The 25,401-nt window shown below is 62.1% G+C and carries 21 protein-coding genes; 11 read left to right on the top strand and 10 right to left on the bottom strand.

The annotated features are described in order from the left end of the window. Window position 1: 1 nt before the first annotated feature. The 3 genes from HYE77_RS14810 to HYE77_RS14820 all read left to right on the top strand — a co-directional run bounded on the left by HYE77_RS14810 (window position 2) and on the right by HYE77_RS14820 (window position 2,595). Window positions 2-1,267: an ABC transporter permease gene (locus tag HYE77_RS14810; RefSeq protein ID WP_003210004.1), complete on the top strand. Its 1,266-nt coding sequence runs from the start codon at window positions 2-4 to the stop codon at window positions 1,265-1,267. 11 nt (window positions 1,268-1,278) lie between these two features. Further along, window positions 1,279-1,800, top strand: a complete 522-nt coding sequence (locus HYE77_RS14815; RefSeq protein ID WP_177068930.1) for a DUF3299 domain-containing protein — start codon at window positions 1,279-1,281, stop codon at window positions 1,798-1,800. Window positions 1,801-1,896: 96 nt separating this feature from the next. Next, window positions 1,897-2,595 (top strand): OmpW family protein, encoded by a 699-nt coding sequence (locus tag HYE77_RS14820; RefSeq protein ID WP_102369992.1) that lies wholly within the window; start codon window positions 1,897-1,899, stop codon window positions 2,593-2,595. A gap of 98 nt (window positions 2,596-2,693) precedes the next feature. Here the strand turns inward: HYE77_RS14820 and HYE77_RS14825 are convergent, their stop codons facing one another. The 4 genes from HYE77_RS14825 to HYE77_RS14840 form a co-directional block, all read right to left on the bottom strand. Next, a complete protein-coding gene (locus tag HYE77_RS14825) occupies window positions 2,694-3,056 on the bottom strand; it encodes a response regulator (protein ID WP_102605740.1) in 363 nt (120 codons plus the stop codon). Window positions 3,057-3,080: 24 nt separating this feature from the next. Then, window positions 3,081-4,523 (bottom strand): ATPase domain-containing protein, encoded by a 1,443-nt coding sequence (locus tag HYE77_RS14830; RefSeq protein WP_177068931.1) that lies wholly within the window; start codon window positions 4,521-4,523, stop codon window positions 3,081-3,083. 90 nt (window positions 4,524-4,613) lie between these two features. Further along, on the bottom strand, window positions 4,614-5,738 hold the full coding sequence (locus HYE77_RS14835) for an ATP-binding protein (protein ID WP_177068932.1): 1,125 nt from the start codon (window positions 5,736-5,738) through the stop codon (window positions 4,614-4,616). A 243-nt stretch (window positions 5,739-5,981) separates the two neighbouring features. Beyond that, a complete protein-coding gene (locus tag HYE77_RS14840; RefSeq protein WP_008436463.1) occupies window positions 5,982-6,872 on the bottom strand; it encodes a sugar nucleotide-binding protein in 891 nt (296 codons plus the stop codon). Window positions 6,873-7,295: 423 nt separating this feature from the next. Between HYE77_RS14840 and HYE77_RS14845 the strand changes: the two genes are divergently transcribed. Next, window positions 7,296-11,576, top strand: coding sequence for a DEAD/DEAH box helicase (locus HYE77_RS14845; protein WP_177068933.1), 4,281 nt, complete (start codon window positions 7,296-7,298; stop codon window positions 11,574-11,576). A gap of 131 nt (window positions 11,577-11,707) precedes the next feature. Here HYE77_RS14845 and HYE77_RS14850 read toward each other — a convergent pair whose 3' ends face one another. Next, window positions 11,708-13,822, bottom strand: coding sequence for a mechanosensitive ion channel family protein (locus tag HYE77_RS14850; protein WP_177068934.1), 2,115 nt, complete (start codon window positions 13,820-13,822; stop codon window positions 11,708-11,710). Window positions 13,823-13,999: 177 nt separating this feature from the next. On the opposite strand from HYE77_RS14850, the gene HYE77_RS14855 reads away from it, so the two are divergent. From HYE77_RS14855 to HYE77_RS14875, 5 genes are all read left to right on the top strand, one after another. Further along, window positions 14,000-15,202, top strand: a complete 1,203-nt coding sequence (locus HYE77_RS14855; protein ID WP_177035943.1) for an MFS transporter — start codon at window positions 14,000-14,002, stop codon at window positions 15,200-15,202. Between the two features lie 213 nt (window positions 15,203-15,415). Beyond that, entirely contained in the window at window positions 15,416-16,342 is a 927-nt protein-coding gene (locus tag HYE77_RS14860; protein ID WP_177020918.1) for a DUF72 domain-containing protein, read from the top strand. After that, window positions 16,339-17,115 carry an endonuclease/exonuclease/phosphatase family protein gene (locus HYE77_RS14865; RefSeq protein WP_008436458.1) on the top strand — a complete coding sequence of 259 codons (777 nt, stop codon included), beginning with the start codon at window positions 16,339-16,341 and terminating at the stop codon, window positions 17,113-17,115. Before HYE77_RS14860 ends, HYE77_RS14865 begins: the two co-directional genes overlap by 4 nt. Then, the gene (gene clsB, locus HYE77_RS14870) at window positions 17,112-18,410 is read left to right on the top strand and encodes a cardiolipin synthase ClsB (RefSeq protein ID WP_003210028.1); all 1,299 of its coding nucleotides are present in this window, start codon (window positions 17,112-17,114) and stop codon (window positions 18,408-18,410) included. The genes HYE77_RS14865 and clsB overlap by 4 nt, the downstream gene beginning before the upstream one ends. Further along, window positions 18,388-19,368, top strand: coding sequence for a lysylphosphatidylglycerol synthase domain-containing protein (locus HYE77_RS14875; protein ID WP_177021471.1), 981 nt, complete (start codon window positions 18,388-18,390; stop codon window positions 19,366-19,368). The genes clsB and HYE77_RS14875 overlap by 23 nt, the downstream gene beginning before the upstream one ends. On the opposite strand, the gene HYE77_RS14880 is transcribed toward HYE77_RS14875, so the two are convergent. The 3 genes from HYE77_RS14880 to HYE77_RS14890 all read right to left on the bottom strand — a co-directional run bounded on the left by HYE77_RS14880 (window position 19,355) and on the right by HYE77_RS14890 (window position 22,358). Further along, a complete protein-coding gene (locus HYE77_RS14880) occupies window positions 19,355-20,107 on the bottom strand; it encodes a S9 family peptidase (protein ID WP_003210032.1) in 753 nt (250 codons plus the stop codon). The two genes, HYE77_RS14875 and HYE77_RS14880, sit on opposite strands and share 14 nt — an antisense overlap. Continuing rightward, window positions 20,097-21,206 (bottom strand): DUF3182 family protein, encoded by a 1,110-nt coding sequence (locus HYE77_RS14885; protein ID WP_177066971.1) that lies wholly within the window; start codon window positions 21,204-21,206, stop codon window positions 20,097-20,099. Before HYE77_RS14885 ends, HYE77_RS14880 begins: the two co-directional genes overlap by 11 nt. A 171-nt stretch (window positions 21,207-21,377) precedes the next feature. Then, window positions 21,378-22,358, bottom strand: a complete 981-nt coding sequence (locus HYE77_RS14890) for a GlxA family transcriptional regulator (protein WP_177068935.1) — start codon at window positions 22,356-22,358, stop codon at window positions 21,378-21,380. Window positions 22,359-22,453: 95 nt separating this feature from the next. Between HYE77_RS14890 and HYE77_RS14895 the strand changes: the two genes are divergently transcribed. Beyond that, window positions 22,454-23,005, top strand: coding sequence for a cysteine hydrolase family protein (locus HYE77_RS14895; protein ID WP_177068936.1), 552 nt, complete (start codon window positions 22,454-22,456; stop codon window positions 23,003-23,005). An 11-nt stretch (window positions 23,006-23,016) separates the two neighbouring features. On the opposite strand, the gene tam is transcribed toward HYE77_RS14895, so the two are convergent. After that, on the bottom strand, window positions 23,017-23,778 hold the full coding sequence (tam, locus tag HYE77_RS14900; protein WP_177068937.1) for a trans-aconitate 2-methyltransferase: 762 nt from the start codon (window positions 23,776-23,778) through the stop codon (window positions 23,017-23,019). Between the two features lie 103 nt (window positions 23,779-23,881). Here tam and HYE77_RS14905 point away from each other — a divergent pair, with 103 nt between their 5' ends. Further along, entirely contained in the window at window positions 23,882-24,790 is a 909-nt protein-coding gene (locus tag HYE77_RS14905) for a LysR family transcriptional regulator (protein WP_177008886.1), read from the top strand. A gap of 91 nt (window positions 24,791-24,881) precedes the next feature. On the opposite strand, the gene HYE77_RS14910 is transcribed toward HYE77_RS14905, so the two are convergent. Next, entirely contained in the window at window positions 24,882-25,400 is a 519-nt protein-coding gene (locus HYE77_RS14910; RefSeq protein ID WP_003210042.1) for a single-stranded DNA-binding protein, read from the bottom strand. Window position 25,401 lies beyond the last annotated feature (1 nt).

Here is a 25,401-nt window from a genome sequence, read left to right on the forward strand (position 1 = left end):
GATGTATTTGTTTCGACTAGCCATGGCCAGCCTGGCTAACCGCCGCTTTACCGCGATCCTCACCGCCTTCGCCATCGCCCTGTCGGTGTGCCTGTTGCTGGCGGTGGAACGGGTACGCACCGAAGCCCGCGCCAGCTTCGCCAGCACCATCAGCGGCACCGACCTGATCGTCGGCGCGCGCTCCGGCTCGGTGAATTTGCTGCTGTATTCAGTGTTCCGCATCGGCAACGCCACCAACAACATTCGCTGGGACAGCTACGAGCACTTCGCGGCCAACCCGCAGGTAAAATGGGCGATCCCGATTTCCCTTGGCGACTCCCACCGTGGCTACCGCGTGATGGGCACCAACGAATCCTATTTCGAACACTACCAATACGGCCGCCGGCAGAACCTGGAACTGGCCAGCGGCCGCGCCTTCGCCACCGATCCATTCGAAGTGGTGCTCGGCGCCGAAGTGGCCGACGCGCTGCATTACAAGCTCGGCGACAAGCTGGTGCTGGCCCACGGCGTGGCGGTGGTCAGCCTGGTCAAGCACGATGACAAGCCGTTCACCGTGGTCGGCATTCTCAAGCGCACCGGCACTCCGGTGGACCGCACACTGCATATCAGCCTCGGCGGCATGGAAGCGATTCACATCGACTGGCACAACGGCGTGCCGGCCCAGGGCAAAGGCCGGATCAGCGCCGACCAGGCTCGCAACATGGACCTGACGCCACAAGCCATCACCGCGTTCATGCTCGGTTTGAACAACAAGATTTCCACCTTCGCCCTGCAACGGGAGATCAACGAGTTCCGTGGCGAGCCGATGCTGGCGATCCTGCCGGGCGTGGCGCTGCAAGAGCTGTGGAGCATGATGGGCACGGCTGAAAAAGCGCTGTTCGTGATCTCGCTGTTCGTGGTGCTGACCGGCTTGATCGGCATGCTCACCGCGATCCTCACCAGCCTCAACGAGCGCCGCCGGGAAATGGCAATCCTGCGTTCAGTGGGCGCGCGGCCCTGGCATATTGCGACCTTGCTGATCTTCGAAGCCTTCGCCCTGGCATTGTCGGGCGTGATCGCCGGCGTCGGGCTGCTGTATGTGTGCATCGCCGCGTCGCGCGGGTATTTGCAGGCCAACTACGGCCTGGACCTGCCGCTGTCGTTGCCGAGCGAATATGAATGGACTTTGTTGGGCGGTATTCTCGTCGCAGCCCTGCTGATGGGCAGCGTGCCGGCCTGGCGCGCCTATCGGCAATCGTTGGCCGACGGCCTGTCGATACGTTTATGAGGAAGCTGTTGATGCGTCGCGTCGTGCTCGCACTGTTACTGCTGGCGGCCCTGCCCGTGTGGGCTGAAGACCAGCCCAAGGACCTGTCGTGGCAGGAGATGATCCCGCCGGACGCGCCGCCGGAAATCCCCAACATGAAACCGCTGCACGACTTGTCGGGCATGGCCGATGCGTTGTCGGTGGAGTCAGCGCCGGCCGCCAAGCAGGACCTGCCCAACGCGCCGGTCGTACAAAGCCTGGACGGCAAGCACATCCGCCTGCCGGGTTATATCGTGCCGCTGGAAGTCAGCGAGGAAGGCCGCACCACGGAGTTCCTGCTGGTGCCGTATTTCGGCGCCTGCATTCACGTGCCGCCACCGCCGTCGAACCAGATCGTGCATGTCAAAAGCGAAGTCGGCGTGAAGCTCGACGAGTTGTATCAGCCGTACTGGATCGAAGGCCAGATGCAGGTCAAACCGTCCAGCAGTGAACTGGCCGATGCCGGCTACCAGATGGATGCCGACAAGATCTATGTGTACGAGTTGCAGGAATAACCCGTGATTGCGCTTTCATTGAGCTGAGTCAAAAGCTCGAACGTTACGATCTTTACCATTGGACACAAGCAATTAATAACGTCCTTTGGAGCTCCCATGAACAAGTCCCTGCTCGGCGCGTCGCTTGTCGCGCTCGCCCTCGTCGCCCCTGTTGCCCACGCTCACGAAGCGGGTGACATCCTGATTCGCGCCGGTGCCATCACCGTCAACCCGAAAGCGGACAGCAGCAGTGTCAAGGTTGACCAGGGCCCGCTGGCCGGGACCAACCTGGGCGGCAAGGCGACCATGAGCAGCGACACCCAGCTGGGCTTGAACTTCGCCTACATGTTTACCAGCCACTGGGGTATCGAACTGCTGGCGGCCACACCGTTCGAACATGATGTGAAGATCAAGAACACCGCCCTGGGCGCTGCCAACGGCAAGCTCGGTACGCTGAAACACCTGCCACCGACCCTGAGCGTCGTGTACTACCCGCTGGACAGCAAGTCGGTATTCCAACCGTACATCGGCGCCGGTATCAACTACACCTGGATCTACGACGAGCACGTCGGCAGCCGCGCCGAGCAGGCCGGCTTCAGCAACTTCAAGGCGGAAAACTCCTGGGGTTGGGCCGCGCAGATCGGTGCGGACTACATGATCAACGACAAGTGGATGATCAACGCCCAGGCGCGCTACATCGACATCAGCACCAAGGCCACCGTGGATAACAACGCCCTGGGCCAGGGCACTCGGGCCAAGGTCAATGTGGATGTTGACCCGATGGTGTACATGGTCGGTATTGGCTACAAGTTCTAGGTTCTACCCAAGGCCCTGTTGTACAGGGCCTTTTTTGTGAGGTTTCCCCTGGAGGCAAGCGCCAATCAGAGGCCAGGCACACGCCCGTGTGCTGCGAATCAGGCGTCAGCCAGGAGCTGGTGCACTTCAGCTATGACCAAGTCAATGTTGAACGGCTTTTTCAACACCGCATTGAACAAGTCCGACCGCTCCATACCAATATGTGCCTGGGCTCCGCTGATCAGAATGATGGGCAAGTGTTTGACTGCCGGCAGAGCACGAACCGCTTCGGCAAACTCCTGGCCATCCATGACCGGCATCATGAAGTCGGTGATGATCAACGCTGGCCGCTCGCGCTCCAGGACCTCGAGTGCTTTCTGGCCATTGCTCGCTTTTACGACCATGTACCCCTCATCCTCCAGCGCATAGCCGAGAATGTCAGCGATCAAATACTCGTCGTCGACGACCAGGATGGTGGTCATGTCAATTCAACCCGAATCAGAGACTTAGGACGTTGAGCCCGGCAGCGAAGAATCATTAGGGACAGCCAATGCATTTCTTGATGCCTTCTTCAGGTCAACGCCGTTTTCATGGATTACCACTTCAAGAAGCGAAGGATCGTAGAAGCTATCTCGTACCTTAAGAATCGAAAGCATTCTTCTTAGTTCAGATTGAATCTCGAAGAAACGCATCAGCAGCAGGTTATCGACAATACTGGACAGGTCCGGAGTCGGAGAACTGACCTCCGAACCAAAAACGTCACGCATCTCCCATGAGGCAAATACCGTTACGCCACGGGCACGAAGCTCGCTCATCAGGGCGCTGTAGAAATCAGTGATACGTGCCGGGTTTGTCGACACTCGGGTCATGCCGCTCAAGCTGTCGATGAACAGGCGCTTGATGCCCTTTTCCTCAACTATTTTCAGCAGACGTGCGCCGAGACCGTCGAGCAGGCCTTCTGTCGTGGGTTGCCAGGCAAGACTCAGCGCACCACTTTCTTCCATACCCTTGATATCAATACCCAGCGATTGGCCTTTGAGGCGTAACCGCTGCGGGCTTTCATAAAAACCGAAATGCAGGCCCGGCGCTTCCACTGTCGACTCTGCGAGAAACCTGAGCCCCAATGTGGTTTTCCCGACGCCGGAAGGCCCCATGACGAGGGTAACGGAGGAACTGTGCAGGCCACCGCCGATGATGGCGTCCAGCGAACCGATGCCGCTGGTGATACGCGTCAGATCAGCACTGTCAGGTAAAGACGGATGGCTGTAGAGGCTTTCCAGACGCGGATAAACCACCAGGCCATCGTCGGTGATTTCACACTCGTGCAATCCGGTCAGTGCACCACTGCCCCGAGTCTTGCGCAATTGAATACGGCGCACTGAACGGCTGCCGTGAAGCTCTTCACCCATCTCGATCACACCATCAACCATGGTGTGCTCAGGACTGCCGTCGTCCAACCGGGAACTGGTGAGAAACAGCACCGTACAACCGGCGAACGCAGCGTGCCCTTGCAGCTCGGAAATGAATTTCTTGGTGTCGATGGGCGAGTCAGCCTTGGAGCGTGCATTGAGCAAGCCGTCGACCACTAACACGGTGGCCTTCTGGCGACTGATCTCACGCCGAAGCAGCTTGACCACTTCATCGAGACCGTCGTTCTCAAGGGTGTCAAATGCACTGACGAACTGAATTTCGGCCCCCACCCGGGAAACATCAAAGAAGTTCAGGGTCGAGAGGAACTGAAATAAACGGTCGTGGGACTCGGCCAGCAACGTGGCCACCAGTACTCGGCCCCCGTTGCGCGCATGATTGAATCCCAGTTGATTGGCGAGGATGGTTTTACCCGATCCTGGGCGCCCCTGGATAATGTAGGAGGCACCTGCGACTAGCCCGCCCTTGAGCAGAGCATCCAGCCCTTCTATTCCGCTTTGAAGGCGATTTAGCTTTTCCACAATGCAACCCTGATGTGAACAACAGGCTCTTGAGCCGAAGGTTTACGATGCTAACTCCATTTGTGCAATCGGGCTATCCACTCATCCCGTTCAAGCGCGGGGCAAATAAAGCGTGAACGTACTTCCCTGCCCCAGACGACTCTCGACCCTGACCTCTCCCCCCGACTGTTTGGCAAAACCCAATACCTGGCTGAGCCCCAACCCGGTTCCCTGGCCGTTGCCTTTGGTGGAGAAAAACGGTTCAAAGATTCTGTCGAGGTTGAGCGGTGCGATACCCGAACCATTGTCTGTGATGGAGACGGCAACGTAACTTCCGTTCATAAGGGCATGACCATTGGACGCAGGGATAAGGTCCATCGACTCAACACGGATGACCACCTCACCGTGATCAGGCATGGCGTCTCGGGCATTCATGAGCATATTGAGAATGGCGGTTTCAAACTGTTCTGGGTCAACGTGAACAACGCAGGGGGCTGCTGTGGACTCAATGCGTACGTGGATGCCTGTGCCAACCCGCAAAGCAATCGTATCGGCCATGGCCAACGTGCTTGAATTGACGTCCAGCGGTGCGGGATGGAGGGTTTGCCTGCGAGCGAAGGACAGCAATTGGCTGGTGAAGTGAGAACCACGCTTTACCGCCTCGGAAATGGCTTGCACCAGGCGCAGCCGCCGCTCTTCCGATACTGACGGACGCGTCAAAAGATCTGCTGAAGAACGGATCACCGTCAGCAGGTTGTTAAAGTCATGAGCCACGCGGCCCGTTATCCGCCCCAGCGCTTCCATGTTTTGCGACTGCAGTAACTGCTCCTGGGTCGCATCCTGAACGGTTCCCGTCATCGCGACGGGCTGACCGTCATCGGCGTAACGGGCTCTGGCGCACACGTGCAGCCAGCGAGTTTCACCGTGGGGCGTGACGATCCGGTAGTGAACGTCGTAGGCGCAGCGTTGAGCGATCGAGCGATCCCATGCGTCAGCCACTCGGCCTCTGTCTTCGGGGTGCACCAGGCGCTGCATGTGTTCATAACTGAACGGTATCTGTGGTTCGAGTCCGAAGTTGAGGCGGCAAGTGGCCGAGGTCTTCAGCTCGCCCGTCGTCAAATCCAGGCGCCATATACCAAGCCCGGCGGCACTCAAAGCGAACTGCAGGTCGTGCGCTTCCTCATACACATCATCGTGAGGCGGCGGCGAACCATTCACCGGAGAGTTTGTTGCCATGATGGGTGGGGCTCCTCTTTTAGGCTGCCCATGGCTGGATGGGCGAAGTCTTCTTCTGAATGCAGACTTTTGCTTTTGCTGAACGAGCCGTAAGCACAATCAATCCCTATTGGCATGGATGACCGGGCGCACCAAAGGTTTCAAATTTTTCGTATGCCGTGGCGCATCCGACTTGCCAACACATATCACTTTTAACCGTTCGCGCACCGCCACAAAAAAAGGCGCCTGTTTCAGGCGCCTTTTTTATGTTTGACCGTGTCGATAGAACCGGTCGAGCAACGCCGGCAGCCCGGCCCGCCATGCCCGTGGCTTGATGCCGAAGGTGTGGAGGATTTTCTTGCAGGCCAGCACCGCGTGTTGCGGCTCGTCGGCTGCATCCGGACGGGCGGCGTGGGCCTGGGCGGTCGGCGCTTCCACGGCCAGCGGGTGGAAGTTGCGCGCTTCGGTCAGGATCGCCTGCCCCAGCGCCAGCGGGGTAGTCGCTTCGTGGCCGGCGTAGTGGTAGGTGCCCCACAACGGCGCGGCGCAATCGAGTTGCTTGAGCACCGAAATGATCACCCGCGCGGCATCGTCCACCGGCGTCGGGTTGCCCCGGCGGTCGTCGGCCATCAGCAGTTCGTCAGGTTTTTCGGCACGGGCCAGGAAGCGCCCGAGGGTGCCGTCGACGCTGTCATCCAGCAGCCAGCCGAAACGCAACAGCACGTGCTGCGGGCAGGTGGCGCGTACGCTCTGCTCGATGCGCCACAACGCTTGGCCTCGCAGGCCCAAGGGCACGGGTTCGTCTTTTTCGCTGTAGGCGGTGGCGCGGGAGCCATCGAACACCCGGTAGCTGGACGGTTGCAGCAGGGTGATGCTGTGGTGCTGGCACAGTTCAGCCAGGCGCTCGATCGCATATTCCTGGGCGGCCAGGCGTGTCTCGCTGACCGTCTCCGCCTGAAACCAGTCGAAGTAATAGGCGAGATTGATCAAGGCATCGGGACGGGTGTCGTCGAGCAGTTGCGTGAGGCTCGCGGCATCCCAGCCGTCTTGGGGCGGGCGCGGGGCGAGGAAACCGATGTCTTCCTCCGCACCGAGGCGAATCAGCGCCTGCCCGAGGGCATTCCCGCCGCCCAGTAACATAAGGCGCATTCGCATAGATTGAGCAGGCCCGGTCTGTTTGGAACGATGGTTATTATCGACAGGCTTGTGAGCCATGCCGTTGGCATTTGCCAGAATCGTTGCATTTTGCGGGTTTGTAGCGCAACCGTCACTTATAAAGTGCGCCGCCGATTGCGGCCGGGGGGTTTAGGTAGAGAGAGCCTTTTTATGGCCAGGGAGCATGCAGTGGCCAGGGAGCATGCAGTGGCCAGGGGCCTTGCAGTGGTCAGCGAGCTTGCTGTGGCCAGGGAGCTTCTTGTGGCGAGGGAGCTTGCTCCCGCTGGAGTGCGCAGCGCTCCCGCTTTTTTGGGGCCGCTACGCAGCCAGCGGGAGCAAGCTCCCTCGCCACAGCAAGATCCCTCACCACAGGGAATGCATCCCGGGGTTGCAAGTTGCCGGGGCCGGCCGCATAAATTGGGGATGAACCTTCCTGAATCAACGGACACGGTCTTGAACGGTTTCCACCCCGCCGTCAGCACCTGGTTCCGCAGCACGTTCCCGTCGGTGACCGCCGCCCAGGCCCAGGCGTGGCCGCTGATCCGCCAGCGCCGCTCCACACTGATCGCCGCACCCACCGGCTCCGGCAAGACCCTGACTGCCTTTCTCGCGGTGCTGGACGATCTCGTGCACCAAGGCCTGGCCAATGGCGGCCAACTGCCAGACCAAACGCTGGTGGTCTACGTCTCGCCCCTGAAGGCTCTTTCCAACGACATCCAGATCAACCTGCAAACCCCGCTGGCCGGCATCACCGAGCACTTGCAGCGCCTCGGCCTGCCACCGCTGGCGATCCGCACCGCCGTGCGTACCGGCGACACCCCGCAGAAAGACCGCGCCCTGATGCGCAAGCACCCGCCGCACATCCTGGTCACCACCCCGGAATCGCTCTACGTGCTGCTCGGCTCAGATTCCGGCCGGCAGATGCTTGCCAGCACCCGCACGGTGATCGTCGATGAGATCCACGCCATCGCCGCCAGCAAGCGCGGCAGCCACATGGCCCTGACACTGGAGCGCCTGCAGGGTTTGTGCAGCGAACCGCTGACCCGCATCGGCCTGTCGGCCACGCAAAAGCCCATCGAGGCGGTGTCGCGCTTTCTGGTGGGCACCGGCCGGCCTTGCGAGATCGTCGATATCGGCCACGCACGCCCACGGGACCTGGATATCGAAGTGCCGCCGGTGCCGCTGTCGGCCGTCATGGCCAACGACGTGTGGGAGCTGGTCTACGACCGCCTCGCCGAACTGGCCAGGCAACACCGCACCACGCTGATTTTCGTCAACACCCGGCGCCTGGCCGAACGCCTGGCCCGGCACTTGAGCGAGCGCCTGGGCAAAACCGCCGTCGCCGCCCACCACGGCAGCCTCGCGAAGGAAATGCGCCTGGACGCCGAACAACGGCTCAAGGCCGGTGAACTGCAGGTGTTGATCGCCACTGCGTCGCTGGAACTGGGGATCGATATCGGCGATGTCGACCTGGTGTGCCAGATCGGCTCGCCCGGCTCGATCAACGGTTTTCTGCAACGGGTCGGACGCTCCGGGCATCAGGTTGGCGGCACGCCCAAGGGCCGGTTGTTCGCCACCACCCGTGACGACCTGATCGAATGCGCCGCCCTCCTCGACTGCGTGCGCCGGGGCGAGCTGGACACCTTGCTGATCCCGGTTGCGCCGCTGGATGTGCTGGCCCAGCAGATCATCGCCGAAGTCAGCTGCCAGGAATGGCAGGAACAGGCCCTGCTCACGCTGATCCGCCGCGCCGCGCCCTACGCCGAGCTGGATGAGCGTCACTATCAGGCACTGCTGCAAATGCTCGCCGAAGGCTACAACGGGCGCCAGGGCCTGCGCAGCGCCTACCTGCACCGCGACGCCATCACCCGCACCCTGCGTGGTCGGCGGGGCGCCAAGCTCACCGCCGTGACCAGCGGCGGCACCATCCCCGACAACGCCGACTACAGCGTGCTGCTTGAGCCGCAAAGCCTGAACATCGGCAGCGTCAACGAAGACTTCGCGGTGGAAAGCATCGCCGGGGATATCTTCCAGCTGGGCAACACCTCCTACCGCATCCTGCGAGTGGAGCCCGGCAAGGTGCGGGTCGAGGATGCCCACGGCCAGCCGCCGACCATTCCGTTCTGGCTCGGCGAAGCACCGGGGCGCAGTGCCGAGTTGTCGTTTGCCGTGGCGCGTTTTCAGGGGCAACTGGACGCGCTGCTGGGCGCCACGCCGGGTAACCTGCAACCGGCGCTCGATTGGCTCACCGGCACCCTCGGCCTGAACCTGGCCAGCGCCGAACAACTGCTGGATTACCTGGCGCGGGCGCGGCTGGCGCTGAGCGCGCTGCCGTCCCAGGACACGTTGATCATGGAACGGTTTTTCGACGAGTCCGGCGGCACCCAATTGATCATCCACACGCCGTTCGGCAGTCGCATCAACCGCGCCTGGGGCCTGGCGCTGCGCAAGCGGTTTTGCCGCACCTTCAACTTCGAACTGCAAGCCGCCGCCAGCGAGGATGCGATCGTGTTGTCGCTGTCCACCAGTCACAGCTTTGAGCTGGATGAGGTGTGGCGCTACCTGAACAGCAACACGGCCGAGCACATCCTGATCCAGGCGGTACTGGATGCACCGCTGTTCGGCGTGCGCTGGCGCTGGAATGCCGGGGTGGCCCTGGCGTTGCCGCGCTACACCGGTGGGCGCAAGGTGGCGCCGCAGATCCAGCGCATGAAGAGTGAAGACCTGATCGCCAGTGTGTTCCCCGACCAGATCGCTTGCCTGGAAAACCTCGCCGGCGAGCGCGAAGTGCCCGAGCATCCGCTGGTGGAGCAAACCCTCGACGACTGCCTGCACGAAGCCATGGACAGCGAAGGCTGGCTGGCCCTGTTGCGGCGCATGGAGCGCGGCGAAATCCGCCTGATCAGCCGTGATCTGCCGGCGCCGTCGCCACTGGCAGCAGAGATTCTCAGCGCCCGCCCCTACACCTTTCTCGACGACGCTCCGCTGGAGGAGCGCCGCACCCAGGCCGTGCTCAACCGGCGCTGGAGCGATCCGCAAAGCATTGATGACCTTGGCGCGCTGGATGCCGAAGCGATTGCCGGTGTGTGCGAGGAAGCCTGGCCGGCGCCCAATGGCCTGGACGAGATGCATGAAGCGCTGATGAGTTTGGCGTGCATTGCCGAATCCGAGGTCACGGCGCAGTGGGCCGAATGGCTGCAAGCCCTGGCCGACGGTGGGCGCGCCAGCCGATTGCAGATTGGTGCTAATCAAGCCGTTTGGGTCGCCCTGGAGCGCTTGAGCTGTTTAACGGCGATCTACCCGAATGACCTGCCGCTGTTGCCAGGTTTCGATGAGCCCTGGACCTTCGATGAAGCCTTGGTGGAAGTGCTGCGGGCGCGCCTGAGCGGTTATGGCCCATTGACGCTGATCGAGATCGCCGCGCCCCTGGCCTTGCCGGTGGCCGACGTATCACAGGCACTCGCGCGGCTGGAGAGCGAAGGCTACGTGCTGCGCGGCCGTTTCAGCCCCGGCGCCAGCGCCGAACAATGGTGCGAACGCCACCTGCTGGCGCGCATTCACCGCTACACGGTCAAGCGCCTGCGCCGGGAAATCGAGCCGGTGGCGTTGCAGGATTTCATGCGTTTTCTGTTCGACTGGCAGCACCTGTCGAACGGTACCCGCGGCCAGGGCAGCGCGGTGTTGCCGCAGATCGTCGCGCAGTTGGAAGGGTACGCCGCAGCCACTTCGGCCTGGGACAGCGATTTGCTCAGCGCACGAATCAAGGATTACGCGCCCCACTGGCTGGACGATTTGTGCCGCAGCGGCAAAGTGGTGTGGACGCGCCTGAGCAACAAGGCCGGCGCGACGGCCCTGCGCAGCACGCCAGTGGTGCTGTTGCCCCGCAGCCAGGTGCCATTGTGGAGTGGACTGACCGAAGCGCCGGACAGCACCGAGCTGTCGCCCAAGGCACAGAAAGTCCATCAGGCGCTGCGGGAAAACGGCGCGCTGTTTTTCGATGAATTGATCCACGAAGCCCATCTGCTGCGCAGCGAACTGGAAACCGCGTTGCAGGAACTGGTGGGCGCGGGGCTGGCGAACGCCGACAGTTTTGCCGGCCTGCGCGCCCTGACCACGCCGGCGAGCAAACGTCAGGCCCGCAGCAGTCGGCGCGGGCGTGGCGCGTTTGTCGGCGGGATGGACGATGCCGGGCGTTGGGCCCTGGTACGGCGGGCGCCGGTGGCGGACGGCACACGTCCGGGGGCTCACTCGGCCGAGACGCTGGAGCATGTGGCGATGACCTTGCTGCGCCGCTACGGGGTGGTGTTCTGGCGCCTGCTGGAGCGCGAGGCGGACTGGCTGCCCAGTTGGCGGGAATTGCTGCGTACGTTCCACCGGCTGGAGGCCCGGGGCGAGATTCGGGGCGGGCGGTTTGTGAGTGGTTTGGCGGGGGAACAGTTTGCGTTGCCGGAAGCGATTCCGCTGCTGCGGGAAGTTCGGCGGCGGCCTCACGATGGCAGCTTGATTGCCGTGTGTGGGGCGGATCCGCTGAACCTGGTCGGTACGCTGCTGCCGGGTAGCAAGGTGCCGGCGTTGAGCGGTAATCGGCTGGTGTACCGGAATGGTTTGCCGGCGGCGGTGGAGATTGCCGGCAAGCAGCAGGTGTTGCTGGAGTTGAATCAGCAGGAGGCCGGGTTGGTGCGGGAAAAACTGATCAGGCGCTGACTTGTGCAGCGCCCGTAATGACGCCTTCGCGAGCAAGCCCGCTCCCACTTTCAATCCGGTTCCGCCCTTGGAATGCGGTCGAATGTGGGAGCGGGCTTGCTCGCGAAGAGGCCGGCGGCCTCAACACAAAACTATTGGGTTCTAGGCTGCTCGGTATGCACCACCGACGAAGGCACTTCTTCCTCCGGCTCATCCACCTGCTGCCCGACCCGCTGCGGCAGCATCACCTGCTGTGGATAAGTTTGCGCGAAGTGAACAAAGGCACAGTTATCCACAAGCTTTTTCAAGCGCTGGTTAAACGCGCGGCTCACCGCATATTGCCCGCCCGACACCGTGCGGAACTGCGCCGTCAGCACCACGCCGTTGAGGTCCATCTTGTCGACGCCAAATACCTCCAGCGGCCCTTGCAGGTTGTACTTGAGGAACACGTCGTCGCGGATCGACTGTCCCGCCTCGCGAATCAGCTCCACGGCCTTGTCGACATCGGTGTCGTAGGTGAACTGCACCGAGAAGAACGCATAGGCGAATTGCCGCGATTGGTTGGTGACGGCCTTGATCTGCCCGAACGGCACCGAATGCACAAACCCCTTGCCGTCCCGCAGGCGCAGGGTGCGGATGGTCAGCCCCTCCACGGTGCCGGCGTGGCCGGAGTCGAGCACCACCCAATCGCCAATCGACAGGGTGTCTTCGATGATGATGAACAGCCCGGTGATTACATCCTGCACCAGTTGCTGGGAGCCAAAACCAATGGCCAGGCCCACCACCCCGGCACCCGCCAGCAGCGGTGCGACGTTGATCCCCAGGTTGGCCATGGTGGTGATCGCGCAGATCACCACCAGGACGATTTTCACTGCGTTGCGCAGCAGCGGCAGGATGGTTTTCACCCGCGTGCTGGGCTGGCGGCTGGAGCGTTTGTTGACCGGGGGTTTCAATGCTTCCTGAATCGCCGTGTCGAGCACCACCCAGAACAGCCAGGTCACCAGCAGGATCAAACCGATGCTGCTCAGGGAATCACTGATGGCCCGGCCCACGGAGTTGCGCTGGGCAAACTCAAACAGCGAAACGCCCCAGATACGCCCGAGGATTTCGATAAAGGCGATGGCCATCACGATGCGCAACAGCGCGTGCAGCAGGCTGAGGAAACGTTCCTTGTAGGCACTGCTGCGCTGCACCGCCACCGTGCTGCGGGACTGGAACAGGTGCTGCAACACCGTGCTGAGGAACACCGTGCCGATCAGCAGGATCGTGGTGAACAGCGCACAGCGCAGGGCTTTCTGGCTGTCGGCGCCGGCGCCGATCAGGTTGATCGCCGACACCAGCACCATCAGCAGGATCGGCCAATACCACAGGCCGGAAAACACCCGCAGGGATTGCTGCACCGCCGGGTGTTTCAGGCGCTGGGCCAGGGGCCGGTTGCGGATCAAATGCGCCACCGGACGGCGCAGGCGAATCACCAGCATGCCGAAGATCACCGAGGCAAACAGCCCGGTGAAGATCGCGACGCTGGCGGTGATATTGCCCCCCAGTTGACGGGCGATCTGTGGGCTGGTCAGCGCATCGCTGAGGGCGGCAAGGAAGCCGATCAGGAACAGCGGCTTGGGGCAGTAGTCCCGAATAATCTTCACCGCAGGGCGCTTGTGGCCGACGTTGAACATGACGATCACGCACAACAGGATCGAGGTGGAGAAAATGCCGCTGCTGGTGGCGTAGGCAAAACACAGCGCCAGCGCACGGCCCACCGAGGTGGGCAGGAAGTGGCTGACGTAGAGCGTCAATGGCAGGCAGATAAGCGCTGGTATCGTGTAGGGAATCAGGTAACCCAGCAACGCCTGGAGGCGCTGGCGAGGTGCGATATGCCGCTGCAGGCTCAGGCGCTTGACGATAAAGCGCCCCAGCAGGGTCAGCGCGGCGAACGCGCCGATCCACACCCCGGACAACAACAGGAAATCCCCGGCTACGCTCCACGAGGAACGTTCGGACGGCTGGTTGACCAGCTTGTCCACCTCATCCGCCGCCCGGTCGGCCCGCAGCCGCCAGGCGTCGACCAGGTTCTGGTTGAGGTCGAGTTTGTCCTGCACATCATCGATGCTGGAGCTGATGGCGCCGAGCAGGCCGCCTTCTACCAAAAGTTCCGGCTGGGCCGGGGCGGCAGGCGCTGGAGCCGCGGGGGCGGTGGCCGCTTGCAGCGCGCCGCTGCCGCAGAACAGCAGCGTGCCGAGCAGTAGCACAGTCTTTAAATTCAACAAAACACCGGGCTCCTTCAGAAGGGTCTGTAAGGAACTGACGGGTTTGACGCCTGATCGTTCCCCACGCGCGTCGATCCGTGCGCCCCAGGCAAATATCAAATGCCAATACCTGTCTTTTTCCGCACAAGCCGAACCCCGAGACTGCGCTCCTGATTGAAACACACCGGAGTTGCAGCCATGCCCATTGCCTTGCTCGCGCTGACCCTCAGCGCTTTTGCCATCGGGACGACCGAGTTCGTCATCGTTGGCCTGTTACCCACCATCGGCGCCGACCTGGGTGTCGACTTGCCGTCCGCCGGCCTGCTGGTCAGCCTCTACGCCCTGGGCGTGGCCATCGGCGCGCCGGTACTCACCGCCCTCACCGGCAAAGTGCCACGCAAACTGCTGTTGTTGTCGCTGATGGTGCTGTTCACCCTCGGCAACCTGCTGGCCTGGCAAGCGCCGAGTTATGAGTCCCTGGTACTGGCACGGATCGTCACCGGCCTGGCCCACGGGGTGTTCTTCTCGATTGGCTCCACCATCGCCACAAGCCTGGTGCCCAAGGAAAAAGCCGCCAGCGCGATTGCCATCATGTTTACCGGCCTGACCGTCGCATTGGTGACCGGTGTGCCACTGGGGACGTTTATCGGCCAGCACTTCGGCTGGCGCGAAACCTTCCTCGCCGTCTCGGCCCTGGGCTTGATCGCGTTTATCGGCAGCCTGCTCTACGTACCGAAAAACATCGCCCACAGCAAACCCGCGTCACTGTTGCAACAACTGCAAGTATTAAAACAACCACGGCTGCTGCTGGTGTACGCCATGACGGCGGTGGGTTACGGCGGCTCGTTCATCGCGTTCACCTACCTGGCGCCGATCCTTCAGGACATCTCCGGCTTCAGCGCCGGCACCGTCAGCCTGGTGTTGCTGGTGTATGGCATCTCGGTGGCCATCGGTAATATCTGGGGCGGCAAGCTGGCCGACAAACGCGGCCCGATCAGCGCCCTGAAAATCATCTTTGCCCTGCTCGCTGCCGTGTTGTTTGTGCTGACCTTCACCGCGGGTAATCCGTGGCTGGCCCTGGCCACTGTGCTGGTGTGGGGCGCGGTCGCTTTCGGCAACGTGCCGGGCTTGCAGGTGTATGTGGTGCGCCAGGCGGAACATCACACGCCGAATGCGGTGGACGTGGCCTCGGGCCTGAACATCGCGGCGTTCAACCTGGGGATTGCCGGTGGCGCGTGGGCCGGCGGCATGATCGTCGCCCACATGGGCTTGATCCACACGGCGTGGATTGGCGGCTCGGTGGTGTTGGTGGCCTTGGCGCTGACGGCCTGGAGCGGGCGCCTTGACCGGCTGGGGCCGGTGTATGCCGAAAGTTCGACCCGGGTGGTTGGCGGGCACTGATCCCGCAGCGATAAAGAACCCAATGTGGGAGCGGGCTTGCTCGCGAAAGCGGTGTGTCAGTCAACAGAGATATCGACTGACCCACCGTCTTCGCGAGCAAGCCCGCTCCCACATTTTGAGAGGTGCCGTCTGTAGGACCATCGAAACTTTCTCCCGATCCTCACAGTCATCCAAAAACGGAGGTCACCACACAGTTAACCCACGGGAGTCATCATGGCCGCGATTCATATCGGCATTTCCGGCTGGCGCTACACGCCCTGGCGGGGGGATTTCTACCCCGAGGGCCTGACCCAGAAGCGCGAGCTGCAGTTTGCCTCACGGGCGGTCAACAGCATCGAGATCAACGGCTCGTTCTACGCGCTGCAAACACCCAAGCGCTACGCCGAGTGGTATGGCGACACACCTGAAGGGTTTGTGTTCAGCGTCAAGGCGCCGCGCTATATCACGCATATCCTGCGGCTGCGGGAGGTGCACAAGCCGATGGCGAATTTCTTCGCCTCCGGGGTGCTGGAACTCAAGGAAAAGCTCGGGCCGATCCTCTGGCAGTTCCCGCCCAGTTTCAAATTCGACCCGCCGTTGTTTGAAGCCTTTCTCGCCGAATTACCCACCACTACCCAGCAGGCCGCCGCCCTCGCCCGCGAGCATGAGCCGCGCCTGAACGGCAAGGCGAGCCTGCAAGCCCACGGTAAAAAGCCGCTGCGCCATGCGGTGGAGATTCGCCACAAGAGTTTCGCCGTGCCGGAGTTTGTCGAGATGCTCGACAAGCACGGCGTGGCCCTGGTGGTGGCGGACACAGCCGGCAAGTGGCCGTACCTGGAAGACGTCACGGCCAACTTTGTGTACCTGCGCCTGCATGGGGACAAAGCGCTGTATGCCAGCGGCTATACGTCCGAAGCGCTCAAGCGCTGGGGCGATCGCATCGAACGCTGGAGCCACGGCAAACAACCCGCCGATGCACAGTTGATCGACCCGAAGCACAAACCCCGCGCCCGCAAGCAGCGCGAGGTGTTTTGCTACTTCGATAACGACATCAAGGTGCGCGCGCCCTTCGACGCGCGCCAATTACTGCAGCGTTTTGGCCTGGATCAGGCACTGGCCACCGAACCCGGCAAGTTGCCGGACACGGGGGTGCTGTCATGACCCATCCGGAACTGATGCCAACCACGCCCAGCGAAACCATCACCCGCTTCAGGGTGCTGACGGTCAATACCCACAAGGGCTTCACCGCGCTCAACCGGCGCTTCATCCTGCCCGAGTTGCGCGAGGCGATCCGCAGCGTGGCCGCCGACGTGGTGTTCCTCCAGGAAATCCACGGCACCCACGAGCGCCATCCCAAGCGCTACAGCAACTGGCCGAGCATGCCGCAGTACGAGTTCCTCGCCGACAGTATCTGGCCGCAATACGCCTACGGTCGCAACGCGGTGTATCCCCATGGCGACCACGGTAATGCGTTGCTGTCGAAATTCCAGATCATCCGCTACGACAATCTCGACATCTCCCAGAGCGGGCACGAAAGTCGCGGGCTGCTGCATTGCGTGCTGCGCTTGCCGGGCAACGTGCAGGACGTGCATGCCATCTGCGTGCACCTGGGGCTGCGGGAAGTCCATCGCCAGCAGCAACTGCGCCTGATCGCGCAGCGGGTCGCCGAGATTCCCGCCGACGCGCCGGTGATTGTCGCCGGTGATTTCAATGACTGGCGCCAGCGCGCCGATCTCGCCCACTGCGGGCTGCGGGAAGTGTTTATCGAAACCCACGGCAAGCCGGCCCGCACCTTCCCGGCGCGCCTGCCGCTGCTGCCGCTGGACCGCATCTATGTGCGCAACCTCAAGGTGCATCAGCCCCAAGTCCTGACCAGCCGCCCGTGGTCACACTTGTCGGACCATGCGCCGCTGTCGGTGGAGATCGAGTTATGAACAGCGCACCACTGGAAAAGGTCGCGGTGGAACACATCGCGACCGACCAACCGCCGGACGATGCCGTGGCCCGGGACCTGGATTACGGCTGGCAGAGCGGTAACCAGATCGAGTTGCTGGAGAACGGCGAGGCCTACTTTCCCAAAGTGTTCGAGGCGATGCGCCAGGCCCAGCGGGAGATCTTGCTGGAGACGTTTATCCTTTTCGAAGACAAGGTCGGCCACGAGCTCAAAGGCATTTTGATCGAGGCGGCGCAGCGTGGCGTCAAGGTCGTCGCCAGCCTCGATGGCTTTGGTTGTGGCGAGCTGACACCGGGGTTTCTCAGCGAATTGAGCCAGGCCGGCGTGACCGTGCAGATGTTCGACCCGGCGAGCAAGACATTGGGTTTTCGCACCAACTGGTTTCGCCGCCTGCACCGCAAGATTGTGGTGGTGGATGCCAGTGTGGCGTTTATCGGCGGGATCAATTTCTCGGCGGATCACCTGGGGGATTTCGGTCCCGAGGCCAAGCAGGATTATGCCGTGCAGGTGCAGGGCCCGGCAGTCGCCGACCTGCATCATTTCGCCCTCGCACAAAGTGGCCGGCGTGTGCGCAAGCGGCGCGGCTGGCGGCGCGAGCAACGCCCGTCGCCATGGGCTGCCGGCGAAGGCGACGGCCTGGTACGGCTGATCTACCGGGACAATCTGCAACACCGTACCGATATCGAAGAGGCCTACCTGCACGCCCTGCGCAAGGCCGAGCGGCGGGTGGTGATCGCCAACGCCTATTTCTTTCCCGGCTACCGCCTGCTGCGGGAAATTCGTAATGCCGCGCGGCGCGGCGTGCACGTGCAGTTGATCATGCAGGGCCAGCCGGATGTGCTGCTGGCCAAGCTGGCGGCACGCATGCTCTATGACTATTTGCTCAAGGAAGGCGTGGTGATCCACGAGTACTGCCAGCGTCCGTTGCACGGCAAGGTGGCGCTGGTGGATGAAGAGTGGAGCACGGTGGGTTCGAGCAATCTCGACCCGTTGAGCCTGTCACTGAACCTGGAGGCGAATGTGCTGGTTCGTGATCGTGCCTTCAACCAGCAGTTGTTCGAGCGCCTGGAATATCTGAGCCAGAACCACTGCAAGACCATGCCGGAAAACCGCGCGCCTCGCGGCTGGTTCTGGCGGGTGACCGTAGGTTTCGTGGTGTTCCATGTGCTGCGGCATTTTCCGTCGTGGACCGGCTGGTTGCCGGCCCACAAGCCGAGGTTGAAACCCTTCGTTCTTGAGGAGCGTGCGGATCATGACCCAAGCTCGCATCGCTGAAGAAAGCGCTCGCCCCGGCTTCTTGAAACGCTGGAAAAAACCGCTGACGGTGGTGTTTTTCCTGGTGCTGATCGTGTTGTTCACCCTGCTCGCCCGGCGTATCGACTGGAGCGAAGTGCTCGACACCCTGGGCGACTTCAAGCTGCGCACGCTGCTCATCGCGGGTGCGCTGACCCTGTGCAGTTTCCTGGTGTATTCGTGCTTCGACCTGATCGGCCGCACCTACATCCGCCAGCCGTTGGGCTGGAAGCAGATTTTGCCGGTGGGCATCATCAGCTATGCGTTCAACCTCAACCTGAGCGCGTGGGTAGGTGGCATCGCCATGCGCTATCGGTTGTATTCCCGACTCGGGGTGAGCAGCGGGAACATCGCGAAGATCCTCGGCTTGAGCCTGGCCACCAACTGGTTCGGCTACATGGCGATCGCCGGCGCGGTATTCAGCAGCGGGCTGGTGACATTGCCGCCGGGGTGGAAGCTCAGCAGCGGTGCGTTGCAAGGCGTCGGCGTGCTGTTGGTACTGGCGAGCCTGGGTTACCTGCTGGCCTGTCGCTTGTCGAAAAAGCGCGCATGGTCGATACGCGGGATTGAAATCAGCCTGCCGTCGCTGCGCATGGCAGTGTTGCAGTTGGCGCTCGGCGCGCTGAACTGGTCGCTGATGGCAGCAGTGATTTTTACCCTGCTGCCCAAGCAGCTGGATTACCCCGTGGTGCTCGGGGTGTTGCTGATCAGCAGCATTGCCGGGGTGGTCACGCATATCCCGGCAGGGCTGGGTGTGCTGGAGGCAGTGTTCATTGCCTTGCTGCAGCACGAAGCGTCCCGCGGCAGTCTGCTCGCGGGGCTGATCGCCTACCGCGCGATCTACTTCATCCTGCCCCTGCTGGTGGCCCTGGTGATGTACCTCGCGGTCGAAGCCAAGGCCAAGGCATTGCGCGTGAAGAAAACGCCTACGACTGGATGATGCTCAAGCGCTCGCCCACCACCATCTCGGTAATCCAGTCCACCAGGATCGAGGTGTAGGCCTGCTGGGAAACCGGATCACTCAGGGAATGATCCGCACCGTCGATAATCCGGTGAGTCAGCGAATGCGTCTGCTGGCAGGCGGCGCGGTAGCTCATGATGGTGGCATGGGGCACGTGGTCGTCGGTCTCCGACTCCACGATCAACACATCACCGGTAAACGCCGCGCATGCATGCAGGGCGCGATTGGTTTCGGCGTGCACAAAGGTGCCGCGATAATCCATCAGGTCGGCCTTGTCCAGGTCGCGCTTGGGCTTGAGCCATTCCTGGTCGCGGTACAGCGCCGGCACCCGCAAAGCCAGCCAGCGCACGGGGCGCAGCGAAGTGAGGATGGCGGCCAGGTAACCGCCGTAGCTGGTGCCCACCACTGCCACCGCCGAGGTGTCGATGGCCGGGTGTGACAACAGGCGGTCGTAGGCCGCGAGCAGGTCGCGCAGGTTGTCTTCGCGGGTGACGCGGGATAACGGAATGCCGTTGCCGGCATGGCCGCGCAGGTCGAATGTAAGGCATACACAACCGAGCCCGGCGATACCCTTGGCGCGTTCCAGGTCACGCTCCTGGCTCCCGCCCCAGCCGTGCACAAACAACACCCCCGGTACTTTCGATTTGGGACTGAGGAAGGTCCCGCTCATCTGTTCGTCGTCGATATCAATGGCAATGGTTTCGCTTCTAGCCGTCATAGGATTTGACCGTCACGTACTTGAGAAGAAAGTCGCTGTTTTCTGCCGGGCCCCGGTACACCTCGATCGCGTCAGCGGGCAGTGGCTGGTCGACGTAGGTTTCTACCGACGAGACATAAATCGCCCGCAGCCCGGGATTGTTGACGAAGCTTTGCAGCGCCGCGACTTCCGCGCTGCTGGCCCCGCCCATGCGCCAGGACTGCTCGAGCACGCCGCTGCGGCGTTGGCCGTCGCTGTCCAGGCCCTGGGCGATGTCGTAATTGCGCCGCGAGGCGTAGAACCCGGGATAGGCCTCATCCGCCGCGTTATCGAAGACCTGCGCTTGCTGGATGGCCAGGCGCACGTCAGCGGGCAGGTCGAGCTTGAGCAGGTCTTCGTAGTAGCCCTGAACCACCAACAGGTTGGAACCACCATAGACCTCTTCGCCCTGCCCGTCCCGGGTCAGGTATTGATCGCCGCAGTAGCTGATGACGTGATCGCCGATAAAGCTCTGGCCGACACTGTGGGTGACCACGTCACTCAGGTCCTGCTCCAGCACCACGCCGTCGCTGAACAATTGCGCCGCATCAGGGCGCGCGAGGATGGCGTCGAACTCGTCGAGGCTGCGGATCACTTCCTGGCCGCGACCGGCGCAGGCATGCACGGGCTTGAGACGGATCGGGCCGGTGTACAGCAAATGGGTCGCCGCCGGCCGCGCATCTTCCAGGGCGTGCACACTCAACCCATCCAGCACCACATTGCGGATGCGCTCGGAAAACAGCGGCGACCAGCCTTCGGGCGCAACCGCGTTTTTATTCAGCAAACCGTGGCTGATGGCCTTGGTGCAGATGAAATCGTGATCGACGTAGCCGCCCCACAAATCCTCAGGGCCTTTGACGCCGAATTGCCGCGCCTGGGCCGCGCCGACCAGCGTCTGAGTGGGCAATAGATAGAGGTCGCGCCCACTGTGCTGCTCAGGGTTATAGCTGCCGCCATATTTGAGCCCGAGGACGTGCGCCAGCCAACGGGCCAGGGCGCGGTTGGTCTCCACTTCGTGCAATGGCGCTTGCGGACGGATTGAATGCGCCACCACGATTTTTTTGCGATTTGTCGGGGTCATGCGTCCCCCTTGGCTCTGCTGCCATGTGTGTAAGGAAACGGTAGCAGGGATCAAGCCAAGGCGGCGTTTGTCTAAACGCGCGGGGAATCAATCAGTTGCGGGAAAAGCGATAGCACTTGGCCTGTTTTATTCTGCACGATGTGATCCCGGTGTCGCGGTTTTCTGCACGATTCAGGCTTGTGCCTTAGAGGGCGTCACGCCGAAACGGCTGCGGTAATCACTTGGCGCCAGCCCGGTGATTTTCTTGAAGGTGGCGCGGAAGGCGCCGGGGTCCTGATACCCCACGGTCCAGGCGATGTGATCAATGGTGCCGTTGGTGAACTCGAGCATCTGGCGCGCCTTGCCGACACGCAGGTGCTGGCAATATTCGGTGGGTTTCAAACCGGTGGCGGCGCGGAACCGTCGCAGGAAGGTGCGTTCCTCAAGTCCCGCCTCCTGCGCCATGGCAGCCAACGAAACATCCACCGCACCGCTGGCCTGCAGCCAATGTTGCACCTTGAGAATCGCAGCGTCGCCATGGGCAAGGATCGGCGCAAAGTTACTGCCGCACTCACTGGCGCTGTCACTGTGTTCGATCACCAGGAAACGCGCGGTGCTGGCAGCGATGCTCGGGCCGAGCAAACGGTCCACCAGGCGCAGGCCCAATTCGGACCAGGCCATGAGGCCGGCGGTGGTGATCAAGTCGCCGTCGTCGACGATGGGTTTGTCGGCTTCCAGGCGAATCGCCGGATAACGGGCGGCGAAGGTTTTCGCCGACGTCCAGTGCGTGGTGGCGCTGCGACCGTCCAACAGGCCGCTTTCCGCCATCAGGATCGAACCTACGCACACCCCGCCCAGAATGGTCCCGGAGCGATGTTGCTGGCGCAGCCAATCCAGCAATTCGGCGGACGCCTGGCCCTCGGAAAAGCCGGCAATGGAGGGTGGAATCAGCAAGGCCGTCAACCTATCCCCGCTACCGGGCTGGCTGTCGAATACGCGGGTCGGCGCACCACCTGTTTCAGCCTGCCAATGGCTGATGCGCAGGGACGGCAGTTGCTCGGACTGATGCTCGGTCGCAATCCGGTTGGCGACCGCGAACAGGTCGGTCAAGCCATGCACGGCGGCCATTTGCGCACCGCTGTAGATCAGCACGCCGAGCTCGACGATCGCCATTGTCAGTTTTCCCTCTGTTATTGTCGGTGCGGCCAATCCCCAGGCGTCACGCCAGCCAGGATACTGGACGCATCAACCCTCACAAGGAAACCAACATGGCCAAGCAAGCGCTCATCCTAATCGATATCCAGAACGACTACTTCCCCCAGGGCAAGTGGCCGCTAGACGGAGTGGACGCGGCGGCAGACAAGGCGCAACAAGTGCTACAGGCATTTCGCCAGGCAGGCGATACGGTGATTCACGTACGCCACGAATTCACCTCCGACGATGCCCCCTTCTTCACCCCGGGTTCGGCAGGTGCCCACCTGCACCCCAAGGTGCTGAACCAGGCCGACGAGCCCGTGGTGCTCAAGCATTTCGTCAATGCGTTCCGCGAAACCAACCTGCGGGCCCTGCTGGAACAACGCAGCATCACCGAACTGGTGGTGGTGGGCAGCATGAGCCATATGTGCATCGACGGCGTGGTGCGCGCCGCGTCGGACCTGGGCTACAGCGTGACCGTGATCCACGATGCCTGCGCCACGCGGGACCTGGAATTCAATGGCAGCGTCGTGCCGGCAGCCCAGGTGCATGCGGCGTTTATGTCGTCGCTGGGGTTTGCTTATGCGAGCGTGGTATCGGCGGAACAGTTCTTGTCCGCCGATTGACCTCTCCGCGCTTACCGGGTAGCGATGATGAACAGGCGCGGAAACGGCAGCAACACAGTGCCATCGGCCAGCGCTGGATAAGCCTTGGTGATCCGCGCCAGGTACTCGTCGAGGAAGGCGTTCCTTTCTGACTCGGTCAGGGGCGCCAGGAATGGACGCAACGCCGAACCCTTGAACCACTCCACCACCGCGGCGGAACCTGCCAGCGGATGGTGGTAAGTGGTGCGCCATACATCCACGGTGGAACAGTGTTGGCTCAGCAACTCAAAGTAGTAGCTCGCGGTATGGCGTTCATTGTGTTTGACGCTGCCGATTTTTGCGGCCCACGGGCCGTCCGCCGCGACTTCCCGCGCCAGCTTGTGGGCCGGCTCGTCAAGATTGTCGGGCGTCTGCACCGCCAGGGTGCCGCCGGGAGTCAGTTGATTGACTAAATGCGGATACAGCGTGGCGTGATCAGGCAGCCATTGCAGCGATGCATTGGCGAGGATGACGTCGAATTTCTGCACAGGGTTCCAGGCGCCGATATCAGCCAATTCGAAGTTCAACGCGGGCAGGCGCTTGCGGGCGTCCACCAGCATGTCATCGGAACTGTCCATGCCGGTGACCAATGCCTGCGGAAAGCGATCAGCCAGGACTTCAGTCGAATTGCCCGGGCCGCAACCCAGGTCGACAGCGGTACGCACGTCACCCTCAGAGATGGCCGCTACCAGATCCCGGACGGGACGAGTGCGCTGTTGTTCGAACATCGAGTATTGCTTGGCTGACCAGGTCATTGCGGCATTCCTTCTTCTGTGAGGAGTGAGGACAGCCTAAATCTTGTGATCCATGAGAACAAATGCCACGATTGATCATCTCCCATACCTGAAAAGTATTCCTATGCTGGAGCTCAGGCAGCTCAGGGCCTTCGTCGCGATTGCCGAAGAAGGCTATATCACCCGCGCGGCAGAACGACTGGGCATGCAGCAACCGCCGCTGACCCGCCTGTTGCAAAGTCTTGAAGCCGAGTTGGGTGTGGTGCTGATGGAGCGCCTGCCACGAGGCGTGCGCCCGACCACTGCGGGGCTGGCCTTGCTGGAAGAGGCGCGGCATATCTTGGCCAGCGTCGATGGTGTGGCCGACATTGTGCGCCGCGCTGCCCGAGGTGAACGCGGACGCCTGGCGATTGGTTTCACCAGCTCTGCCGCCTTGCATCCGTTTGTGCCCAGCGTACTGCGCCTGTTTCGGGAAACCTTTGTCGGCGTTTCAGTGGTACTGGAAGAAGCCGGTACCGGTGAACTGCTGGACGCGTTGCTGCACGAAAAGCTCGACGCGGCGTTCATTCGCTCGCCGCTGAGCGGGACGCAGGCGTTGCAGGACCAGCCAATTCTGGTAGAGCCAATGTTGCTGGCGCTGCCTACCGATCATCCACTGGCTATCAACCCGTCGACGCCGCTGCCATTGGCGGCATTGGCCACCGAGGCGTTTGTGCTGTATCGCCGCCGGGTAGGGCTTGGGTTGTATGACGCGATTCTGGTGGCGTGTCGAGAAGCGGGTTTCAGCCCGCAGGTTGTACAAGAGGCGCCGCGCATGACGGCGACGTTGAGCCTGGTGGCTGCGGGGCTTGGGGTTTCGATTGTGCCTGCCTCAATGCAACGGTTGCGGGGCGACGGGATTGTTTATCGCGAGCTTTCGGAGTGCCGGAGCCTGGTGGCGCCGTTGCACTTGGCTACCCGGGTAGGTGATACGTCGTCGGTATTGGAGAGGTTTCGGGAGTTGGTGGTGAGCGCCGCTTCCACTGACGTTTAGCGGATTGCCGTGTCCGCAATGAAAAACCCCCGGGGCCAAGGCCACCGGGGGTTTTCTGGTGTTACGCGACAGTTCGGGGTCTCAAGCGACCTTAGAACGGAATATCGTCATCAAAGCTGTCGAAGTCGGCTGCCGGCTGAGGAGCGGCCTGCTGTGGCGCTGGACGCGACTCACGCTGTGGCTGCTGGGTTGGCTGCGGACGGGACTGCTGCTGTGGACGCGGTGCCGAGTTGGACATGCCGCCCTGGCCCTGTTGGTCGCCCTGTGGACGGCCGCCCAGCAGTTGCATGGTGCCTTGCATGTCGACCACGATTTCAGTGGTGTAACGCTTGATGCCGTCTTTTTCCCACTCGCGGGTTTGCAGCTTGCCTTCGATGTAGACCTGCGAACCTTTGCGCAGGTATTCACCGGCGATCTCTGCAACCTTGCCGAACATCGACACACGGTGCCATTCGGTTTTCTCGACCTTCTGGCCGGTTTGCTTGTCGGTCCACTGCTCGCTGGTCGCCAGACTCAGGTTGGTCACGGCGTTACCGTTCGGCAAGTAGCGAACTTCGGGATCCTGGCCGCATGTACCGACCAATATGACTTTGTTAACCCCACGGGCCATA

Source organism: Pseudomonas sp. IPO3774 (assembly GCF_013386835.1).
Classification (GTDB): domain Bacteria; phylum Pseudomonadota; class Gammaproteobacteria; order Pseudomonadales; family Pseudomonadaceae; genus Aquipseudomonas.